Annotated in this window: 15 protein-coding genes; 11 read left to right on the top strand and 4 right to left on the bottom strand. The window is 66.1% G+C overall.

Annotated features, from left to right (window positions below):
* Positions 1 to 203: 203 nt before the first annotated feature.
* From EJV47_RS16155 to EJV47_RS16115, 9 genes are all read left to right on the top strand, one after another.
* Positions 204 to 1,238 carry an SPASM domain-containing protein gene (locus EJV47_RS16155; RefSeq protein ID WP_126694208.1) on the top strand — a complete coding sequence of 345 codons (1,035 nt, stop codon included), beginning with the start codon at positions 204 to 206 and terminating at the stop codon, positions 1,236 to 1,238.
* Positions 1,229 to 1,741, top strand: a complete 513-nt coding sequence (locus tag EJV47_RS16150) for a hypothetical protein (RefSeq protein WP_126694207.1) — start codon at positions 1,229 to 1,231, stop codon at positions 1,739 to 1,741. Before EJV47_RS16155 ends, EJV47_RS16150 begins: the two co-directional genes overlap by 10 nt.
* A 172-nt stretch (positions 1,742 to 1,913) precedes the next feature.
* Positions 1,914 to 3,743: a peptidoglycan D,D-transpeptidase FtsI family protein gene (locus EJV47_RS16145; RefSeq protein WP_126694206.1), complete on the top strand. Its 1,830-nt coding sequence runs from the start codon at positions 1,914 to 1,916 to the stop codon at positions 3,741 to 3,743.
* 185 nt (positions 3,744 to 3,928) lie between these two features.
* Complete coding sequence (locus EJV47_RS16140) at positions 3,929 to 4,465, top strand: Riean_0653 family protein (RefSeq protein WP_126694205.1); 537 nt, start codon at positions 3,929 to 3,931, stop codon at positions 4,463 to 4,465.
* A gap of 181 nt (positions 4,466 to 4,646) precedes the next feature.
* Complete coding sequence (locus EJV47_RS16135) at positions 4,647 to 5,195, top strand: Riean_0653 family protein (protein ID WP_126694204.1); 549 nt, start codon at positions 4,647 to 4,649, stop codon at positions 5,193 to 5,195.
* A gap of 47 nt (positions 5,196 to 5,242) precedes the next feature.
* Positions 5,243 to 5,785, top strand: a complete 543-nt coding sequence (locus EJV47_RS16130; RefSeq protein ID WP_126694203.1) for a Riean_0653 family protein — start codon at positions 5,243 to 5,245, stop codon at positions 5,783 to 5,785.
* Between the two features lie 48 nt (positions 5,786 to 5,833).
* Positions 5,834 to 6,382, top strand: coding sequence for a Riean_0653 family protein (locus tag EJV47_RS16125; RefSeq protein WP_126694202.1), 549 nt, complete (start codon positions 5,834 to 5,836; stop codon positions 6,380 to 6,382).
* 87 nt (positions 6,383 to 6,469) lie between these two features.
* Positions 6,470 to 9,703 carry a T9SS type A sorting domain-containing protein gene (locus EJV47_RS16120; protein WP_126694201.1) on the top strand — a complete coding sequence of 1,078 codons (3,234 nt, stop codon included), beginning with the start codon at positions 6,470 to 6,472 and terminating at the stop codon, positions 9,701 to 9,703.
* A gap of 71 nt (positions 9,704 to 9,774) precedes the next feature.
* Entirely contained in the window at positions 9,775 to 10,263 is a 489-nt protein-coding gene (locus EJV47_RS16115) for a hypothetical protein (RefSeq protein WP_126694200.1), read from the top strand.
* A 419-nt stretch (positions 10,264 to 10,682) separates the two neighbouring features.
* On the opposite strand, the gene EJV47_RS16110 is transcribed toward EJV47_RS16115, so the two are convergent.
* Together EJV47_RS16110 and EJV47_RS16105 are read right to left on the bottom strand one after the other, a co-directional pair.
* Positions 10,683 to 13,718 (bottom strand): M16 family metallopeptidase, encoded by a 3,036-nt coding sequence (locus EJV47_RS16110; RefSeq protein WP_126694199.1) that lies wholly within the window; start codon positions 13,716 to 13,718, stop codon positions 10,683 to 10,685.
* Positions 13,719 to 13,917: 199 nt separating this feature from the next.
* Positions 13,918 to 14,523 (bottom strand): hypothetical protein, encoded by a 606-nt coding sequence (locus EJV47_RS16105; protein ID WP_126694198.1) that lies wholly within the window; start codon positions 14,521 to 14,523, stop codon positions 13,918 to 13,920.
* Between the two features lie 307 nt (positions 14,524 to 14,830).
* On the opposite strand from EJV47_RS16105, the gene EJV47_RS16100 reads away from it, so the two are divergent.
* The gene (locus EJV47_RS16100) at positions 14,831 to 16,537 is read left to right on the top strand and encodes a M28 family metallopeptidase (protein ID WP_126694197.1); all 1,707 of its coding nucleotides are present in this window, start codon (positions 14,831 to 14,833) and stop codon (positions 16,535 to 16,537) included.
* Between the two features lie 212 nt (positions 16,538 to 16,749).
* On the opposite strand, the gene EJV47_RS16095 is transcribed toward EJV47_RS16100, so the two are convergent.
* On the bottom strand, positions 16,750 to 17,772 hold the full coding sequence (locus tag EJV47_RS16095) for a ClpXP adapter SpxH family protein (protein ID WP_341539265.1): 1,023 nt from the start codon (positions 17,770 to 17,772) through the stop codon (positions 16,750 to 16,752).
* A gap of 105 nt (positions 17,773 to 17,877) precedes the next feature.
* Between EJV47_RS16095 and EJV47_RS16090 the strand changes: the two genes are divergently transcribed.
* Positions 17,878 to 18,189 (top strand): winged helix-turn-helix transcriptional regulator, encoded by a 312-nt coding sequence (locus EJV47_RS16090; RefSeq protein WP_126694196.1) that lies wholly within the window; start codon positions 17,878 to 17,880, stop codon positions 18,187 to 18,189.
* 125 nt (positions 18,190 to 18,314) lie between these two features.
* On the opposite strand, the gene EJV47_RS16085 is transcribed toward EJV47_RS16090, so the two are convergent.
* Positions 18,315 to 20,144 carry a family 10 glycosylhydrolase gene (locus tag EJV47_RS16085; RefSeq protein WP_126694195.1) on the bottom strand — a complete coding sequence of 610 codons (1,830 nt, stop codon included), beginning with the start codon at positions 20,142 to 20,144 and terminating at the stop codon, positions 18,315 to 18,317.
* Positions 20,145 to 20,156 lie beyond the last annotated feature (12 nt).

The following is a 20,156-nucleotide window of genomic DNA, read 5'->3' as shown; positions in this document are numbered from 1 at the left end:
CACCACTACTTTTAAGCTACAAGTAACTCATGCCGCTTAGATGGCGCGGCGTCAACGTTGTGGAGCCACGACTTCAGAGCCGGGACACCACGCGGGTGGGCTTCGGCGGCGGGGTGCTATTTTTACCTAGCCGAATAACCTGCGGCCCGCTGCCGGGGTTAAGCTGGCTGAATCCACCTCTTCCCGCCCGACCTGCCCCTCCAATGCCACAGCTGAAAGCCTCCGCGGTCCGGGACGGGCTGAACTTCCTGTCCAAGCTCACGCCCCTGCGCGCCCTGAACGCGGCCCAGGTGACGGGCTCCTACGTGCTGAGCCGGCTCACCAAGAAAAGCCGCGCCTGGGGGCTGCCGCTGGCCGTGTCGCTGGAGCCGACGACCTCCTGCAACCTGCGCTGCCCGGAGTGCCCGAGCGGGCTGCGCTCCTTTACCCGGCCCACCGGTATGCTACATGATGATGTGTTCCGGCGCACCATCGACGAGCTGGCCCCGCGGCTGTGGTACCTCACGTTTTACTTCCAGGGCGAGCCGTACCTGCACCCCCAGTTTCTGGAGATGGTGCAGTACGCATCCCGTAAAAAGATATATACCGCCACCAGCACCAACGGCCACTACCTCACCGAGGCCAACGCCAAAAAGACCGTGGAAAGCGGGCTGGACCGGCTCATCGTCTCGCTCGACGGCACCACCCAGGAGGTGTACCAGCAGTACCGCGTGGGCGGCCGGCTCGACAAGGTGCTCGACGGCGTGAAGCGGGTGGTGAAGTACAAGAAGGAGCTGAACTCGCAGACCCCGCGCATTATCTTCCAGTTCCTGGTGGTGCGGCCGAATGAGCACCAGATCGACGAGGCCAAGGAGCTGGCCCGGGAGCTGGGCGTCGACGACGTGTGGTTTAAGACCGCGCAGATTTACGACTACCAGCAGGGCAGCCCGCTCATCCCCACCATCGACTACTACTCGCGCTACGAGAACAATCAAGACGGCTCGTGGAGCATCAAGAACCGCCTGCTCAACCACTGCTGGAAGATGTGGCACTCGTGCGTCATCACCTGGGACGGGCTGGTGGTGCCCTGCTGCTTCGACAAGGACGCCGAATACCGCCTCGGCGACCTGCAGACGCATTCGTTCCGGCAGCTCTGGCACGGGGCCAAGTACCAGGGTTTCCGCCGCGCCCTGCTCAAGGGCCGCGACCAGGTGGAAATGTGCCGCAACTGCACCGAAGGCACCAAGGTGTGGGGCTGAGGCGACACCGCGGGCTGGCGGCAGTACTCCTGGCGGCGCTACTGTCCGCGGCCCTGCTGCTCCTTAAGCCCAGCGCCATTTTTCCGCTGTTTCAGCCCTGGCAGCAACGCGGGCAGCTCACCCAAGGGCCTTACCGAATTACGCTTAGCCAACGGCGCGCCCACCCGCTGCTGCGCGAGTACCAGCAGCGGCTGACGGTGTACAACCAGCAGCTGGGCCGCAGCCAGACTTTTGAGTTGCCGTTGCGCTCCGGCGGGCCGGCCGCCTTGCATTGCTACCTGCAGCCCCAGGCCACCGGCATCAGCCGCGCGCCTGCCGATGTGCTGACCGTGGAGAGCAGCCAGGCACAGCTGAGCGTTGCGCTGAATGACTTGCAGCTCTTGGATTATACCGACAAGGCCGAATCGGCTAACAACATCAGCCACATCGAGTACCGCCTACCCGAACCAGCTGAAAAGCTGGTTATTGGCACGATAAACGAAGTCCGGCGCCCCCGCCCCTAGAAGGCCAGCGGATAGACGAGCCGTGAAAGCCCGGATACCCGACCATTCCAAACATTACCGTAACTTGGATTTTGCCCGTAGTACCTGGCCTGGGTACCGCTGGCCGACCAGAGTAAATTTGTTCACCGCTTACCGCGCTACCGGGGGCTACGTCCCACCACCCCGAAACTGCATGCTGTTCCTCAGGCAGAGACTCCACCGCTACCTCACGGGCCTGGGCGGGCTGCTGGCCGGTGGGCTAGCCGCCTGTTCCGGCCCCGCCGATAACCCGGTGGCCGCGCTGGTGCTGCCCGAGCAATTTACGCCCAAGCGCGAGGTAACGCCTGCGCCCCAGCGCGGCCACATCCTGGACCGCAACGGCAAGCTGCTGGTGGGCACCTGGCGGCACTTCACCCTGACGCTGCCCCGCCGCACCCCGCTCGACTCGGCCGCCCTCAACCGCCTGCTGGGCTGGCCCAAGGGCGCGCTGCAGGCCCGGGTGCGCGCCGCCCGGCAGCCCGGCCAGGCCGTGGTGCTGCCCCTCACCGCCCCCGAAGCCGACACCCTGACCCTGCACCAGTGCGACTGGCCGCGGCTGGTGGTGCGCCAGTACCGGGCGCGCACCTACACCACCAGCGTGGCCTCGCAGGTGCTGGGTTACCCCACGGCCGCCGCCGGGCCCTTCCTGCAGCAGGCCCAGCGCCTGGAGCGGGGCCGCTTCTACCGCCTGCGCAACGGTGGCGTGGAAAGCTACTACAACGCCCTGCTCAGCGGCCGGCGCGGCTACTACCACCCCCTGCTCGACTCCCTGGGCCGGCGCCGCGGCTCCTGGGCCACCGATACCACCTACCGCCCCGGCCAGGACCTGCACCTGAGCCTCGACGTGCAGCTGCAGGCCTACGCCGAGCGGCTGCTGGGGGAGCGGCGCGGCTACATCGTGGCGCTGGAGCCGGCTACCGGCGAAATCCTCTGCTACGTCTCGGCCCCGACCTACGCGCCGGCCCTGCTGACGGCCCCCGGCACTGCGGCTGCCGCGGCCCGGCGGGAGCTGCTGCAGCACCCCGACAAGCCCCTGCTCAACCGCCCCGCCCTGCAGGCCAATCCGCCCGGCTCGGTGTTTAAGCTCGTCAACGCCGCCGTGGCCCTGCAGCTGGGCGCCATCCACGCCGATACCTCGTTTCGCTGCGACCAGTCGCTGATGCGCTGCGTGCACCGCCACCCGCAGGCCCGCAACCTCACCATGGCGCTGAAATACAGCTGCAACCCCTACTTCTACCAGGTGCTGCGGGCCCTCACCGAGCCCCGGCCCGATTCGGCTGCCACCGCCGCCGATACCTGCGCGGTGCGCAGCGCCCATCTGGCCAACTGGCGGCGGCATCTGCGCTCCTTCGGGCTGGCCGCCGAGCTGGGCGTGGACGCGGGGCGGGAGCGGCCGGGCTTTCTGCCCGCACCCGGCTACTACAACAAGGTGTACGGGGCCTGCCGCTGGACCTACCCCACGGTGGCCTCGCTCAGCATCGGGCAGGGCGAAATCAACCTGACGGGCCTGCAGCTGGCCAACACGCTGGCCATCGTGGCCAACCGCGGCTGGTACCGCACGCCCCACTTCGTGCGCGGCATCGGGCAGGGCGGGCCGCTGGCGCGCTTCACCGAGCGGCACCACACCCTGGTCGACAGCGTGCATTTCGAGGCGCTGGTGCCGGGCATGGTGGCCGCCATGCGCCGCGGCGGCACCGCCGAGCTGGCCAGCCTCTCCGACGTGGGCATCACCGTGGCGGGCAAAACCGGCACCGTGGAAAACGACGAGGGCGACGACCACGCCACCTTCGCCGGCTTCGCCCCGGCCTACCAGCCCAAAATCGTGGTGGCGGTGTACATCGAAAACGCCGGTTTCGGGGGCTTGTCGGCCGCGCCCTGCGCCGCGCTGATTATGGAGAAGTACCTGCGCGGCAACATCGCGCCCAAGCGCCGCCGCTGGGAAAACTGGCTGCGCTGCGGCGACCTGGCGGCGCAGGGGCACTGAAACGCCTGGCGGCGTGTGAAATAACCGTTAGGCATTTGCATTTCCGCCGAATGCCTATATCTTGACGCACCGCTCCCCGCTTCTTCCTTACCACACCCCTATTGCCAGCTTGCCCGCGTTGTACTCCGTGCCGGAGTGCGCCGGCCGCTGGCATTTGTGTTTTTCAGCCCCAACATCCATTCGTTATGAACCGCCTGTTACTCTACGCCGCCCTGCTGCTGCTGACGCAGTGTTCCAAGTGTAAAGACGACCCCGAGCCCCGGCCCCCGGTGGCCGAGACGCTGCCGGCCGAGACGCAGACCGGCGCCAACACCTTCGGCTGCCGGCTCAACGGGCAGGTGTGGACGGCCAGCCCCGCCTACTTCAGCCCCACGCTCACGGCCGACTACACGGGGTCTTTCGGGCAGGAAAGGTTGATGATAATGGCGATAAACGACCGTCCTCCTGTTCAACAAGGCACTTACTTCCGCCTGCGCGGCGTCAGCGGCCCAGGCCGATATCCTATTGCTAGCGGCCAGCCTTGTTACGTGGAGTTTGCGGATGACAACCGCACCTGCCCTCTATACGACACCCTCACGAGCGTGCAAGCGGGGGTGGTGGACATCACGCGCCTGGATCGGGTGCAGCGCGTCGTGTCGGGCCGCTTTTCGTTTACGCTGCGCCGCGCCGGCTGCCCCGACGTGCAGGCCACCGACGGGCGCTTCGACATGCGCCTGCCCTGAGCCCGGCATTGTAACTATTCCACCGCGGGCTTGCACCGGTGCGGCAAAGTTCTATATTTAACGTACCGCTTCCCGCTTCTTCCTTACCACACCCCTATTGCCAGCTTGCCCGCATGGCCCTCCCACCCGGAGGGCGCCGGCCGCTGGCATTCGTGTTTCCCACCCCTCCACTCGTACCGCTATGAAACCGCTCTACCTGTTCCCGCTTACCCTGTTGCTGCTGGCCGCCGGCTGCAAGAAAGAACCTAAGACGGAAGTAGAAAAGCTGCCCAAGGCCACGCAGGAGGGCAAGAACACGGCCGGCTTCCTGCTCGACGGCCGGGCCTGGCTGCCCAAGGGCGACGACCTTTCGGCCGGCCCCACCGTGGCCGCCGAATGGCGCCGTACCGTGGCCGGGCGTACCCTGCGCGTGGGCTTTGTCAGAAGAAGCGACGACACTGATGCCGGCTTCTTCGTGCCCGACATCCGCCGGCCCGGCACCTTCCGCCTCGACCAACGCTTCAGCCTCGCCCTCGGCGACCGGAACCCCGCCAATGGTGGCTACAACGAGCAAAAAGCCTTCCCCAACGGCTACTACTTCACGGGCCCGGACGCGCCGGGCGAGTTGGTCGTCACGCGCTTCGACACGGTGGCCGGCGTGGTCAGCGGCACCTTCGAGATGCGCGTGCGCGAGCCCAACACGGGCCAGACCCACCAGCTCACCCACGGCCGCTTCGACGCGCGCTTCTAGCCCCCGGCCGCGGGCCTTGTCGTTGCTCACCCCTCACTGTTACCGCCATGAAACCGCTGTGCCTGTTCCCGCTCCCCCTGTTGCTGCTGGCCGCCGGCTGCAAGAAAGAACCTAAGACGGAAGTAGAAAAGCTGCCCCGGGCCACGCAGGAGGGCAAGAACACGGCCGGCTTCCTGCTCGACGGCCGGGCCTGGCTGCCTAGCGCCAGTGACTTGACTGCCAGTGGACCAGTCGGAGCACGCAGAGAAGGCCGTTCGCTGACCGTGTATATGGTCAGGAATGGTTCTTCGTCGGAGAGGGTAACGGTTAATCTGTTCCTTCCAGAAATTTTTATAGCTGGTGCTTTCCTCCTTAACCGCACACCGAATATCTCCCTCGGGTACCGCCCTGCTCATGGCCTGTTCAGTCAATATGCCGCCTTCCCCAACGGCTACTACTTCACGGGCCCGGACGCGGTGGGCGAGCTGGTCGTCACGCGCTTCGACACGGTGGCGCGCGTGGTCAGCGGCACGTTCGAGATGCGCGTGCGCGAGCCCAACACGGGCCAGACCCGCCAGCTCACCCAGGGGCGCTTCGACGCGCGCTTCTAGCCCCCGGCCGCGGGCATTCGTGTTTCCCACCCCTCCACTCGTACCGCTATGAAACCGCTCTACCTGTTCCCGCTTACCCTGTTGCTGCTGGCTGCCGGCTGCAAGAAAGAACCTAAGACGGAAGTAGAAAAGCTGCCCCGGGCCACGCAGGAGGGCAAGAACACGGCCGGCTTCCTGCTCGACGGCCGGGCCTGGCTGCCCAAGGGCGACGACCTTTCGGCCGGCCCCACCGTGGCCGCCGAATGGCGCCGTACCGTGGCCGGGCGTACCCTGCGCGTGGGCTTCTCGCGCGCTACCGATGACACCTCAGCCGGCTTCTTTGTGCCCGACATTCGCCGGCCCGGCACCTTCCGCCTCGACCAACGCTTTAGCCTCGCCCTCGGCGACCGTAATCCCGCTGGCGGTAGCTATTTCGAGCATGCTCCGGTACCTGACCGATACTACTTCACGGGCCCGGACGCGGTGGGCGAGCTGGTCGTCACGCGCTTCGACACGGTGGCGCGCGTGGTCAGCGGCACCTTCGAGATGAGCGTGCGTGAGCCCAACACGGGCCAGACCCACCAGCTCACCCAGGGGCGCTTCGACGCGCGCTTCTAGCCCCCGGCCGCGGGCTTAGTCTATTGCTTTTTCAGGCCGCCCCCGGTGGCGGCCAGGTTCATTGTTTCACTTTTTTCCTTACCGCATATGAAACACGCTTATCTGTGGCTCTTTTGCTGGCTGGTGGCCGCCTCGGCCGCGCTGGCCCAGCGCCCACTCGTGACCACGGCTGCCGCGCCCGGCGGGGGCGGTCCGCCGATCAGCATCCCCATGCCGGCCACCAACCCTTACACCCGCCTGGTCGACTCGCTCTTGCAGCACGTGAGCAAGTCCGGCGTCAGCAGCAGCCTGCTTTACGACCGCGTGCTGCCTCTGGCCCTGCTGCACGCGTTCGAGCCGGCCGTCGACACCTCCTCGGCCCAGCACTTTCGCCAGGCCTACCTGGAGCTGTACGCGGCCTCGTACACCGTGCCGCCCCGGCCCGCCCCCGAGCGCTTCGATGACCGCCTCGACTACCTGGCCCGCCGCGACTCGGTGCCGCTGGCCGTGCTCGATGCCCGCTTTCAGCTGCTCGACACGCTGGCCATGCCCGACCAGCTGCTGGCGCTGCAAAACGGCTTGTTCTACGATGTGGCGGGCCGCCCGCGCGCGCCCTTCTACACCCGGCAGCTCACGCTGGCCGCCGCCCTGGCCGATACCGTGGCTGCTGCCGCCCACTTCTACGTGGCGCCCGAGCTGCTGCTGAGCACCCGCGGGCGGCGGGTCAGCGGCCTGCTGGTAGATTTCGACAACGGGCAGGGAGCAGTGGCTTGCCAGCCGGGGCAGCGCGTGGCCGTCAGCTACGCCGCGCCGGGCCGCAAGCTGCTGCGCTTCACCGTGTACTTCGCGGGGGGCGGGCAGGCCCAGGCCCAGGCGCGGCTGGTGGTGCGCGCCTCTGGTGGGGCCGCCCGCGCCGCCGCGCCCGGCGGCCCCGTCGTCGGCCCCGGCCCGGGTGAGCCCGCCGCGGTGTCGCTCCCGCTCACCGACCAGATAGGCACCGTCCGCGCGGCTATTCCCTTTGAAAGCTACGCCAACAACGGCAGCTATTACAACGTGGGCCGAATCTATGGCGAAGGGGAGTACCTGACCGTGCTGCACCACCCCGCTTCGCAGGCGGAGTACGGCGCCAATCCCCAGAACTATCAGCTGCGGAATCCGGTGATTTTTATCGACGGGATAGATTTTGGGGATAAGCGCAAACTGTATTTTCCAAGACCTGGAGATGAAGAAAGCCTGTACGATCAGTTACAGCGGAACGGCGTACTGGCCACTCTTGATAGATTGCAGCGGGACCTGATAATCCTGAACTTTCCCAAATCCCGGCGCGACGTAGAGGGAGGCGGGCGCACCTCGGAGGACATAGACGGCGGGGCCGACTACATCGAGCGCAACGCGATGGTGCTGGTGCAGCTGCTCAACACCCTTAAGCCCCGCCTGGCCGTGGACCCGGCCACCGGGCAGCCCTACAAGTTCGCCATCATCGGGCCGAGCATGGGCGGGCTGGTGTCGCGCTACGCGCTGGCCTTCATGGAGAAATACTACAACGACCCCAACGGCAGCATCAACGGCCAACCCACCTACCTGAACCCCGACTACGACCACCGCACCAGCGTGTGGCTCTCGTTTGATGCCCCGCACCAGGGCGCCAACGTGCCGCTGGCGGCGCAGTATTTTCTGTCGTTCTACCGGATGATGTCGGCTTCGGCCAACCGCAACCTGAACGTCAAAATCAACTCGCCCGCCGCCCAGCAGATGCTCGTCGACCACCACCTCAAAACGGTGCAGTCGGCCGCCGGCTCGCCCGCGTTCCGCAACCCGTTTATGTACGCCCTGCGCGACAACGGCCTGCCCGGCTCGCTTGGCTACCCCCAGAACCTGCGCCGCGTGGCCATTGCCAACGGCGCCCAGAACGGCCAGCTGGCCACCCACGGGACGCCCTGTGGCGAGGCCCTGCGCATGGACATCTGGCTGCGCAATCCCCGCCTGCTGTTTCTGGTGCCGCGCAATTCGCTGTTGAAGCTCTCCAACGCCCGCATGAACTTCACCCCGCACCTGAACAACAACTGTACGGTGTTTGAGGGCTACATTGATCTGGTGGTGGCCTTCCACAACTTCACGCCCTTCCACCGGCGTGAGGTGGCCCGCTCCCAGGCCAACGGCAGTTACGACCTGGCCCCCGGCGGCTGGTACGATGCCATGAAACAGGTTCGGGACATCGGGGAGGAGGCCGACGACAAAGCAGGCTACGACATGCAGTTTTTCAACCTGCACCCCCGGCACACCTTCATTCCTACCGTCAGCGCGCTGGGTTACCAGTACCGCTCCATGAGCAGCTACCAATCTACGGGCACGTTGCCGAACCCGTATGCTAACCTGCGCGGTTACAACTTGGTGTGCAACGACGAAACCCCCTTCGATGCCTACTACGCTTCCGCCACCTCCAACACGGAGCACGTCACGGTCAATGACTCGGATATGCAGGCTTTCCTGTTTCGGGAGCTGGCAGGCATCACCGAAACGCCGGTCTTCAGCACCGCGCCCACCTCACTCTGCCCCGGGCAATCGGCTACGTACACCCTCGACCAGTGCGTGAACCCCACCCGCACCGGGCAGCCGGGCACCATCTACACCTGGACGCTTACCGGGCCGCTGAGCTTCTCGGCCGGCAACCCCGCTGACCAGACGCGCACGGGCGTGGGGCCTTCCGTGGTCATATACGGGCTGACGACGCCGGGTACGGGCCAAATTGAAGTGCGCGCCACGCGCACGGGTTATCAGGCAAGCGCCCCGCTCACACTGCCCGTCACGGTGGGTCCGAGCGAGCTGAACCTAACGGTGAACGGCGACTGCGCCGGCTCCACCGTGACCCTGTCGGCCAACGGGCTGAACGTGCAGGGCGACTACCGCTGGAACATCAACAACGCGGGCTTTTTGCCCCATTACAACGGGCTGGCCCAGGTGCAGTATACGCTGCCCGACAACGACCCGACGCAGACCCAGATGCCGGTCGTTATCGAAGCCACAGGAACCTGCCCCGGCAGCCCCACCCCGGTGCGGCTGACCACCGCCGTGCTGGTTACCTACGCGCCCGGCTGCGCCAACCAGCGCCCCGCCTACGCCGTGTACCCCAACCCGGCCCAGGAGGAGCTGACCATCGAGGAAAGCCAGCGCGCAGCCTTCCAGGCCACCCTCTACGACGGACAGGGCCAGCCCCGCCGCCAGCAGCAGGCCCCGCAGGGCCGCCTGCGCCTGGATACCCGCGCGCTGCCCGCCGGCCTCTACCACCTGCAATTGCGCCGGGGCAACCGCACCGAGCAGCGCCAGATTCAGGTGACGCACTAACCTCGTATTTCCCCCGCGCCGCGCCGGCCTGGGGGCCTTTCTTCCCACCACTTTTCCTATTTCCACCTGCCATGAAAAACGGCAACCGTATTTCGGCCGCGCTGACGGCCCCCGACAAGCAACAGGTTATTCAGCACCTCAAGGACGCGGCCGCAACGCTCGATTTCCTCGTTACGCTGTCTTCCGAAGACAGCCGCAGCCTGCGCAACATCGGCGTCGACGGGGTGCCTTACGCCCTGGCCGGCCTCGACGCGGTGCGCGCCGACCTCTCCTTTACCCGCCGCTCCTTCGTGCTGGCCGAGTACGAGCGCGACGTGCAGCTGATGGAGGACCTGCGCGAAATCCGGGCGGTGCTGGCCCCGCTCTACCAGAAGCTCGAAGACACCTTCCGCCTCGTGGGCGCCGACGTGATGGTGACGGCCGACGACATCTACGAGGACCTGGGCAAGGACAAGGGCGAAACCGCCGCCGTGCAGGCCCCTTACCAGCAGATGCGCAAGCGCTATCAGTACCGCCAGGGCGCGGCCAAGCCCGCCAAGCCCGGCAGCCAGCCCGGCTAGGCCCGCCCCGCTCCCGCCACCGTTCGCCGCCGACCGGTTCGGTACCGCCTCCGGGTGGTGCCGGACCGGTCGGTTGCGGTTCCGCACCGCACGGTCGCGGCTCTACACCGCGAGGCTGCGGTTCCAAGCCGCAAGCTCGCGGTTCCAGACCGCAGCTTCGCGGTCCGTAACCGCGACTTCGCGGTTTTGTGCCGCAAGCTCCCGGTTTCAGACCGCAAGCTCGCGGTTCGCAGCCGCGACTTCGCGGTTACAGGCCGGGAAGCCGCGGTGTCGAACCGCACCGGCGCGGGGTTAGCTGGGCCGTGGCAGTTGCCGGGCGCGCTGCCTGCTGCAACCATCCCCGCCAGACAACAAAAAAACCGGGGCGCTGCCACTGCGGCAGCGCCCCGGTTTCACTCGGGCCGAAAGGCGGGCGGGGCTTACTTGGCCTCGTCCGACTTCGACTTCTTCTTGTCCTTCTTACCGTCCTCCTTCACCTTCACCTTGGTCTTTTTGTCGCTGGTGGCGGGCGTTACGGGGGCGGCAGCCGGGGCGGGCTCGGCGGCTACAACCGGGGCCACGGGGTTGCCGTCGGCGTCCAGCTCAACTACCTCGTAGCCCAGCTGCTTCAGCTCCGGCAGGTACTTCTTGTCGCCCACGGTCACGATGTACATCTGCTCGGGCAGGTACTTGCCGGCCAGGTTCTTCACGTCCTCCTTGGTGAGGTTGTTCAGAATTTCGGTCTGCTGCTTCACGTAGTCGGTGGGCAGGTCATATTCTACCAGGCGGGCCAGGAAGGAGGCTTTCTGCTGGCCGGTTTCGTACTTCAGCGCGTCGCTCTGGCCGATGCTGGCTTTCAGGAAGGCCAGCTCCTCATCGGTGATGCCGTCCTTGCGGAAGGTCTCGATTTCCTTCATGAACTCCTTCACCGAGGCGGCCGAGGCATCGGCGCGCACGCCGGCCTGGGCCGTGTAGGGGCCGGCGTAGTGGCCGCCCTGGAAGCCCGAGCGGGCGCCGTAGGTGTAGCCCTTGTCCTCGCGCAGGTTCAGGTTGATGCGCGAGTTGAAGGCGCCGCCCAGGATGTAGTTCATCAAGTACGCGCGGTAGTACTCACCCGTCGCGTCGTAGGGCAGGCCCACGTAGCCGATGCGGATTTCCGACTGCGGGGCGTTGTCCTTGTTGACGAAGTACAGCTTGGTCTTGTCGGTCTTGGCCGAGGCCGTAGCCTTGGGCAGCGTCACCGGCTTCGAGGCCCAGCTGTTGAGGAAGCTCAGCTTGGGCGTAATCGTGGCCTGCGGGGCGTCGCTGACCACCACCAGGTGGCTGATGTTGGGCGCGTAGTAGGTCTGGTAGAACTGCTTCACGTCGTCGAGCGTGAGGCTGCCCACCGAGGCGGCCGTGCCCGACGAAGGCGTGGCCATGATGTCGTTCTGGCCGTAGAGCAGGCGCGAGTAGGTTTTGTTGGCAATGACTACCGGCTGGGTGTTCTGGTTGGCAATGCCCTCCAGGGTCTGCTTCTTGAGGCGGTCGAAGTCTTCCTGCTCGAACTTGGGGTGCAGCAGGCGCTGGTCGAGCAGGGCCAGGGTCTTGTCCAGGTTCTTGGTCAGCGTCTGCACGTACACCGTGGTGTTGTCGTCGCCGGGCGAGATGCTGATGTTGCTGCCCAGCTTCTCCAGCTCGGCGTCAAACTGCTCGGCGGTGTATTTCTCGGTGCTTTCCTCCATCATGCTGGCCGTCAGCGAGGCAATGCCGGCCTTGCCCGGCATGGCGCCCTCCAGGCGGTGGCCGCCGCGGATGGTGAGCAGCAGCGTGGTGGTCGGCATTTCGGTGTTCTGCGTGCCGATGACCTTCAGCTGGTTGGGCATGTCCGCCTTCCACACGGCGGGCACGGCCACCATCGGGGCCTGGCCGGCCTTGGGCTGCTTCGTGCGGTCGAAGTTGTCCTTGGCCTTCACGTACTTCAGGCCGGCGTACTCGTCTTTGGGCGCCTTGAAGGCCGATTTGTCGACGGTGTAGTTGTCAGCTTTGGCTACCAGCTCGGGGTTGGCCTTGGGCACCACGCTCAGGATGACAGCCTTCTTGCCGAGCACGTACTGCTTGAACACGCGGTCCACGTCGGCCTTGGTCAAGCTCTGAATGCGCTTGAGGTCGGTGGGCAGGCGGTTGGGGTTGCCGGTCTGGTACTGGTACGAGGCCAGCGTAGTCACCTTGCCGCTCACGCTGCTGAGGCGGTTGATGAGGTCGGCTTCGGTCGAGGCTTTGTAGCGGGCCACGTCCTCGTCGGAAATGCCGCGCTTGGCCAGCTCCTCGATGGAGGCGCGCATCACGCTTTCCAGCTCGCTCAGCGGCTTGCCGGGCATGCCCAGGGCCACCATCGTGAATTCCCCGCTCAGCTCGGAGGTGGGGTGGTACGACTGCGCCTGCACGGCCTTCTGGGCCTTCACCAGGTTCTGGTACAGCGGCGAGGTCTTGGAGCCGCCCAGAATAGCCGCCAGCGCGTCGATGGCCGGCTCGTCGGGGTGGTTGCCGGGCACGGTCGGGAAGACCATCTGCAGCATGGGGAAGCGCACGTTGTCCTGGTAGCTCACGTAGCGGTCCGCGGTCAGCGTGGGCACCATGGGCTTCTGGTTCTGCACCTCGGGGCCGCGCGGAATGGAGCCGAAGTATTTCTCCACCAGCTTCACCACGTCGGCCGTTTTCACGTCGCCGCCCACGGTTACGGTGGCGTTGTTCGGGCCGTACCAGCGCAGGAAGAAGTTCTTCAGGTCATTGACGTCCGAGCGGTTCAGGTCCTCCAGGTAGCCGATGGTCGTCCAGGAGTAGGGGTGCCCGTAGGGATAGAGCGTGCGGCCGACGGTTTCGTAGGCCAGGCCGTAGGGGCGGTTGTCGTAGTTCTGGCCGCGCTCGTTTTTCACGGTGCTGCGCTGCACTTCGAATTTCTTTTCCGTCACCGCGTCGAGCAGGAAGCCCATACGGTCGGCTTCCAGCCACAGGGCGGTTTCCAGCTGGTTCGAGGGCAGCGTCTCGAAGTAGTTGGTCCGGTCGCGGTTGGTGGTGCCGTTTAGGGTACCGCCGGCCGAGCTGACAATCTTGAAGTGCTGCTCGTCGCCGACGTTGTCGGAGCCCTGGAACATCATGTGCTCGAAGAAGTGGGCGAAGCCCGACTTACCGATGGTTTCGCGGGCCGAGCCCACGTGGTAGGTCACGTCGACGTGGGCAATCGGGTCGGAGTGGTCTTCCGAGACGATGAGCGTGAGGCCGTTGGGCAGCACGTACTTCTCGTAGGGAATCACCACTTCGCCCGGCTTGCGGGTCACTTTTTCTTTGAGCACGGTGCCGCCGGCGGTGGCTTTGGTGGCCGTGGAAGTTTTGGCGGCGGGTTTGGCGGCGGCCTTGGTCTGGGCCGAAGCCGTCTGCGGCGCTGCGGCCGTCAGGAAGGCGCCCAGGCCGAGCAGCAACAGTTGATTGCGGGTCATAAGGGGACAGTGAGATTGAGGAGAGTGGGAAGCAAGGTAAGCAGGCTGACGTAAACCCAGCCGGCATTTCGCGCGAAGGACGCAACCTAAGCGGCTAAGGCTGCGTACGGTGGGCGCTTTTCGCCGGCCCCCCAAACACCACCGCCCCGCGCCGGACGAGCCGGCGCGGGGCGGTGCACAGGGGCGGAAGGCCGCTGGCTTACTGCAGGGGCAGGTTTTCGAAGGAGCCGTTGAGCGTCAGGTTGCAGCGGGCGGCGGGCGGGCTGCTCATGGCGGTGCTGTACGGGTCGCTGATGTCGTTCATGCGCACAGTGTAGTTGCCGCTGAGCAGGCGCCGCCGCTGGTCGTAAGCTGTGATGACCACCTGCCCATCCATGTAGTTGGCGTTGCTAAGAAACAGCCGGCCGCTGGTACCGGAGCCGGTGCGGCTCGTCGTAAACGTGTAAGCCACCTGCACAACCCCGGTGGCGGGCGTGGGCAGCGACTGTAGCGCGTAGGTGCCGGTGAGGCCCGCCGTCAGCCGCGCCACGGGGAGCACGAAATCCACCGCGTCCTGGCCGGCCTCGGGCCCAAACGACAGCAGCAATTGGTCGGTGGTCAGGCGGCCCGTGGCTTTCACATCGGCCGGGGCGTAGGATATGCCGGCGGACGTGAGGCTGACCGGGTAGTAAAACATGCGGTCCATCTGGTTGCGGGCCACGGCCGGGGCTTCGGGCTGCGGGTCTTCCGATTTGGATTTGGAGTCGCAGGAGGCGAGGCTAACCAGCAGGGAAGCGGCAAGCAGGGCAAGGCGTAACGTTTTCATAGCGCAGAACAGGCGTGGGGGTAGTCGGCAGATTTCCAACTCCGTGCCATGAAGTGCGGAAAAAGTTTCCGTTCGTTGGCTGCGCGCTATAATGCACTGGCTGTTAGAACTATTATTTTCTGTGGGGCCCACCGGCGGATGTTGGTTGGCGCTTGTCGGCGGTAAACAGGCGCGGTGAGCTGACCTCCCTGCCCAGCAAGAACGGCCGCCCCAGATGCATCAGGAGCGGAGTGCGACGCGGCACCGGGCGCCACAAACGCTGCAAAAAACCCATTTTGCGGCGCACAACCTTCCTATGCCTCCGCCTATGCGTTTACTTCTCCTGCCCGCCGCGGCCGCGCTGCTGGGCCTCGGCCTGGCCGCCTGTCAGGGTAACTCGTCCTCGACCGGCAACTCCGCCACCACCGCCGCCGCGGCCGACAGTACCGCCGCCCCCGCCGACGGCATCAGCGCGGCCGACATTGGCCGGCACATCCAGCGGCTGGCCTCCGACGAGTTTCTGGGGCGCAAGCCGTTCACCGAGGGCGAGACGAAGACCACGGAGTACCTGGCCGAGGAGTTTCGCAAGCTCGGCCTGCAGCCCGGCCCCGACGGCTCCTACTTCCAGAACGTGCCCCTGGTCGAAATCAGCACCACGCCGGCCCGGACCATGCTCGTCAGCGGGGGCCGGCAGCCGCTGACGCTCAACTACAAAACCGATTTTGTGGCCGTGACCGAGCGGGAGCAGCCGCGCATCGATATCAATAACTCCCCGCTGGTGTTTGCCGGCTACGGGGTGGTGGCGCCCGAGTACAACTGGAACGACTACCAGGGGCTCGACGTGAAGGGCAAGACCGTGGTGGTGCTCATCAACGACCCGGGCTTCGTGGTGGGCGACACCACGTTGTTCAAGGGCAAGGCCATGACCTACTACGGCCGCTGGACCTACAAATACGAGGAGGCCGCCCGGCAGGGCGCCGCCGCCGTGCTCATCGTGCACGACACCAAGCCGGCCTCGTACCCGTGGTCGGTGGTAGAGAGCAGCTGGGCCGGGGAGCAGCTGTTTCCGCAGACTGATGATAAGGGCGCCAGCAAGTGCGGGCTGGAAGGCTGGATTACGATGGACGCGGCTCAGCGCCTGTTCCGGGCTGCCGGCCAGGACTTTGCCGCCCTGCAGACGGCCGCCAACAAGCCCGGCTTCAAGCCCCGGCCGCTGAAGATGAACCTGAGCACCAGCCTCACCACCACCATCGAACGGCGGGCTTCCAAGAACGTGCTGGCCGTGCTGCCGGGCACCACCCGCCCCCGGGAGTACGTGCTCTACACCGCCCACTGGGACCACCTCGGCGTGGGCGCCCCCGTGCAGGGCGACTCCATCTACAACGGCGCCGTGGACAACGCCTCGGGCTGCGCGGCCATGCTGAGCATTGCCCGGGCCTTCGTGCAGGCCAAGCAGAAGCCCCAGCGCAGCATCGTGTTCCTGGCCGTGACGGGCGAGGAGCAGGGCCTGCTGGGCTCGGCCTACTACGCCGCCCACCCGGTTTTCCCGCTCAGCAAGACCGTGGCCGACCTGAACATGGACGCCCTGGCCGACTTCGGGCCGATGAAGGACCTGACCGTGGTGGGCTACGGGCAGTCGGAGCTGGACGACTACGCCACCGCGGCCGCCAAGGCCCAGGGCCGCTACATCGTGCCCGACCAGACGCCCGAGCAGGGCCACTTCTTCCGCTCCGACCACTTCAGCCTGGCCCACGTGGGCGTGCCGGCCCTGTACGCCTCCGGCCGCTTCGAGAGCCTGAAGAAGGGCAAGGACTACGCCCGCGAGCAAAACGAGAAGTACGAGCAGCAGCACTACCACCAGCCCAGCGACGAGTACCGCGCCGACATGGACCTGGGCGGCATGGAGCAGGACGCCCGCCTGCTGTTCCAGATCGGCCAGCGCCTGGGCCAGGAAACGACGTTCCCGCAGTGGAAGCCCGGCTCGGAGTTCAAGGCCATCCGCGAAAAGAGCATGGCCGCCAAGCCGGGCGCGTAAGCGTGGCTTCGACTAGCACCAAAACGCCCCGGCTGAGTCAGTCGGGGCGTTTTTCTTTATATGACTGTTTATGAACGTCATGTCGAGCGAAGTCGAGACATCTCGCGTGCTGACTTCAGGTAGTAACTCAATCGTTCAACGAGAAGATTAGCCTCCGAGCGAGATGCCTCGACTTCGCTCGACATGACGGGCTGGGTTTTCCGGACAGCCTCTTACCGCGGCTGGAGCTGCCAGAGGGCGCCGTTTTTGGTCATCAGCTTTTCCAGGGTTCCGGCGGCGGCCAGCTCGTTCAGCACCTTCTCGCTTTCGGCCCGGGGCGTGCCCGACAGCTCCGCAAACTCCCTGGCCGTCAGCGTCGCGTACTTACTGAACAAGGCCTGCCAGGTTTTGCCGTACGGGCTTTTGGTGGCCGCCGGGTTCAGTTTCAGCACGGCCGCTTCAAAGGTCGCGTAGGGCTTGGAGCCGTACACCACTTCCCGCCCGCCGGCCGCATCGACGAAGTACAACGTCGGGAAGCCCCGCACGCCCAGCTGCCGGCCCAGCGCTAAGTCCTGCTCGAACAGGGTTTTGGCCGGCCCGTCGAAGTCGGCTTTCAGCTGCGCCACGTTGAGGCCAGCCGCGGTGGCGGCGGTGGTCAGATGCTCCCACTTGGCAATGTTCTTTTTCCGCAGGAACACCAGCTCCCGCATTTCCCGCAGGAAGAGCAGGGCCTTGGCGGGGTCCTGCAGCTGGGCGGCCTTGAAGGCAATGGATGGCGGGTAGGACGAGGCCAGCGGGTCTTCCAGCCACACGTCCCCGTCGATGGGCATGTCGTAGTACTGGCTGACTTCGTCCCAGTGGTGGGCCACGTCGGCGGGCTTGCTGATGCCGCCGCTGTTGTAGCTCCAGTCGGGCAGCAGGCCGCCCATGCGGTACTCGATGTCGAGGGCGGGGCCGTACTCCAGCTTCAGCCGGCGCAGCTGCGGCTCGATGCCCCAGCACGATGAGCAGATGGGGTCGGTGTAGTAGATGATTTTGACGCGCTGCACCGCGGGCGTGGCGGCGGCTACGGCGGGGGCGGCGGCTACGGGCATCTCGCACACGCCCGATTCCGGGTCGCAGAGCAGCGGGTTTTGCTTGGTGGTTTCCATCTTCGTGGCGGTGGTCTGCCCCTTGCAGCCGCTGGTCAGCGTGGCCAGCAGCAGCAAGAGCAGCAGAGGTTTTACGAGCGAGAGTGGGCGGGCAGAAACGCTCATGGGTGAATCTATTAGACAGCGCCGGGCGGGATGGGCCGCGGCGAGTCCGTTACTTTTGCGCAAAGTTGCGCCGCGCGAGCAGGCCCGTCAACCAGTCAGAATTTTATGACTATCAAAAACTTACCCAACGAGGCCGAAACCTGCCCGGCGCAGGCGCTGCTCAAGCTGCTGGCCGGCAAGTGGAAGCCCGAAATCTTCCGCCTGGCCGTAACAGCGCCCGTGCGGTTCAACAGCCTGCTGCGCCAGATTCCGGGCGCCAACAAGCAGTCTTTGGCCGTGGCGCTACGGGAGCTGGAGGAAGCGGGCCTGCTGGAGAAGGTGGTGGTGAAGGAAAAGCCCCTGCACGTCGAGCATTACCTGACGCCAAAAGGTCAGGCGTTGATTCCCGTCTTCCAGCAGCTAGAAGGGCTGGCGTAAAACCGCGTAGACTGTAGCGCGGAAATTCGTTTGGCTGATTTTTGCGCCATTAGCAGCAAGCAAGAAAAAAAGCGCCACCCGTCGTCCGGATGGCGCTTTCGATAGGCGCAAACAAAATCCAGCCACTACCGCGTCAGCAGCACTTTCTGCTGCCAGGTACCGGCTTCGGTGCGCAGCCGCACCACGTACAGGCCCGCCGGCAGGCTGCCCGCCCGGAGCGTGACGCTGTGCGGCCCGGCAGTCAGCGGGCCCTCCACGAGGCGGCTCACCACGCGGCCCGTCACGTCGTAAACCAGCACCGACACTTGGCCGGCGGCGGGCAGGCGGAAGCGCAGCTCGGTGCTTTCGGTGAAGGGGTTGGGGTAGGCAGGCTCCAGGGCGGCCGTGGCCCGGGCGGCTTTGGCGGGCAGCAGGATGGTGAAGCTAGTCACCGGCGCGCTTTCGTTGTAGCCGCGGTCCAGGGCCGTGATGGTGTAGTCGTAGGCCGGGCTGCTGCCCCGCCACAGGTCGCGGAAGCGGGTGCTGTCCTGGATGGCGGCAATGTGGGCGGGGTTGGCCAAATCGGCGGCGGTGGCGGGGCCGGCGTGGCGCGGGTAACGGTACACCACGTACCAGCGGGCCAGCTGCCCATCCGAAGCCGCCGGGCCGGGCTGCCAGCTCAGGTGCACAAAGCCCGAGTTCTGCGAGTCGTCCCAGAGGCTGGCCTGCACCGGCGTGGTGGGCGGCACGGCGTCTTTCCAGGGCATGGCCGGCACCAGGGCCCGGTGACGGTAGAAGTTGGTACGCAGGGAGTCGGCCACGCCCAAGGGGTTGGCCAGCAGCTCGGTGGATTTGTAGAAGATGCTGCCCTTCACGTTGCCCTGCTGCCGGGCGAGGCGCAGCTGATTCGGAATCTGCGTGGGCTGGTTGAAGGCGTCGGTAGCCGTGGCGCTGACCTTGTAGGCCGCGTGGCCGATGTAGACGTGGCGCGGCGTGGTAGTCGACACCTGCTGGTTCCACCAGGGCACGATGAGGTCGTAGCGGGCGGCCGTGGTGGTGCTGGTCCAGTACACCTGCGGGGCCAGGTAATCCACCCAGCCCTGCTGCAGCCACTTGCGCGAGTCGGCGAAGATGTCGGTGTAGCTCTGGAAGGCGGTGGTGGCGGTGCCGCCCACGCTGGTGCCGTTGCGCCACACGCCGGGCGGCGAAATGCCGAACTTCACCCAGGACTTCGCCGCCCGAATGCTGTCGGCCACGGTGCGCACGAACAGGTCGATATTGTCGCGGCGCCAGTCGGCCTTGGCGGTGAAGCCGCGCGGGTCGGCGGTGAAGGCCGCGTCGTCGTCGAAGGTCAGGCCAGTTTGCGGGGCGGGGTAGAAGTAGTCGTCGAAGTGAATGGCGTCCACGTCGTAGCGGCGCACCACGTCGAGCACTACCCGGGTGAGGTACTGGCGCACGGCGGGCAGGCCGGGGTTCAGCACCCGCAGCGTGCCGTAGGGCACCACCCAGTCGGGGTGCAGGCGCGAGACGTGGCTGGCGGCCACGCTGGAGGTGTTGGCGTTGGTGACGGCCCGGTAGGGGTTAATCCAGGCGTGAAACTCCAGGCTGCGCTTGTGGGCCTCCTGAATCATGAACTGCAGCGGGTCGTAGGCCGGCTGCGGGGCCACGCCCTGGGTGCCGCTTAGCCACTCACTCCAGGGCTCCAGGGTGCTGGGGTAGATGGCATCGGCCGAGGCGCGCACCTGCACCACCACCGCGTTGATGCCGTTGGCCTTGTGCCGGTCGAGCAGGCTGATGAAGTCGGCGCGCTGCTGGGCGGGCGTGAGGGTTTTGTTGCGCGGCCAGTCGAGGTTGAAGACGTGGGCTACCCATACAGCGCGCATTTCCTGCTTGGGCGGGGCGGCGGGCGTCTGGGCCGGGGCCAAGTGGGGCGAGCGGAGCAGCGCGGCGGTCAGCAGCAGGTAGAGTTGTTTCATAGTGGCAGGGTG

It is taken from the genome of Hymenobacter gummosus, assembly GCF_003970915.1.
GTDB classification, from domain to species: Bacteria; Bacteroidota; Bacteroidia; order Cytophagales; family Hymenobacteraceae; genus Solirubrum; species Solirubrum gummosum.
Note: the sequence above shows the minus strand (reverse complement) of the source record. Positions and strands in the feature narration are given on the sequence as shown.

Coding starts and splice junctions, on each gene's coding strand:
- EJV47_RS16145 (WP_126694206.1), top strand. CDS start 1,914: ATGCTGTTCCTCAGGCAGAGACTCCACCGCTACCTCACGGGCCTGGGC.
- EJV47_RS16090 (WP_126694196.1), top strand. CDS start 17,878: ATGACTATCAAAAACTTACCCAACGAGGCCGAAACCTGCCCGGCGCAG.
- EJV47_RS16155 (WP_126694208.1), top strand. CDS start 204: ATGCCACAGCTGAAAGCCTCCGCGGTCCGGGACGGGCTGAACTTCCTG.
- EJV47_RS16140 (WP_126694205.1), top strand. CDS start 3,929: ATGAACCGCCTGTTACTCTACGCCGCCCTGCTGCTGCTGACGCAGTGT.
- EJV47_RS16115 (WP_126694200.1), top strand. CDS start 9,775: ATGAAAAACGGCAACCGTATTTCGGCCGCGCTGACGGCCCCCGACAAG.
- EJV47_RS16125 (WP_126694202.1), top strand. CDS start 5,834: ATGAAACCGCTCTACCTGTTCCCGCTTACCCTGTTGCTGCTGGCTGCC.
- EJV47_RS16095 (WP_341539265.1), bottom strand. CDS start 17,772: ATGAGCGTTTCTGCCCGCCCACTCTCGCTCGTAAAACCTCTGCTGCTC.
- EJV47_RS16120 (WP_126694201.1), top strand. CDS start 6,470: ATGAAACACGCTTATCTGTGGCTCTTTTGCTGGCTGGTGGCCGCCTCG.
- EJV47_RS16135 (WP_126694204.1), top strand. CDS start 4,647: ATGAAACCGCTCTACCTGTTCCCGCTTACCCTGTTGCTGCTGGCCGCC.
- EJV47_RS16130 (WP_126694203.1), top strand. CDS start 5,243: ATGAAACCGCTGTGCCTGTTCCCGCTCCCCCTGTTGCTGCTGGCCGCC.
- EJV47_RS16105 (WP_126694198.1), bottom strand. CDS start 14,523: ATGAAAACGTTACGCCTTGCCCTGCTTGCCGCTTCCCTGCTGGTTAGC.
- EJV47_RS16100 (WP_126694197.1), top strand. CDS start 14,831: ATGCGTTTACTTCTCCTGCCCGCCGCGGCCGCGCTGCTGGGCCTCGGC.
- EJV47_RS16110 (WP_126694199.1), bottom strand. CDS start 13,718: ATGACCCGCAATCAACTGTTGCTGCTCGGCCTGGGCGCCTTCCTGACG.
- EJV47_RS16085 (WP_126694195.1), bottom strand. CDS start 20,144: ATGAAACAACTCTACCTGCTGCTGACCGCCGCGCTGCTCCGCTCGCCC.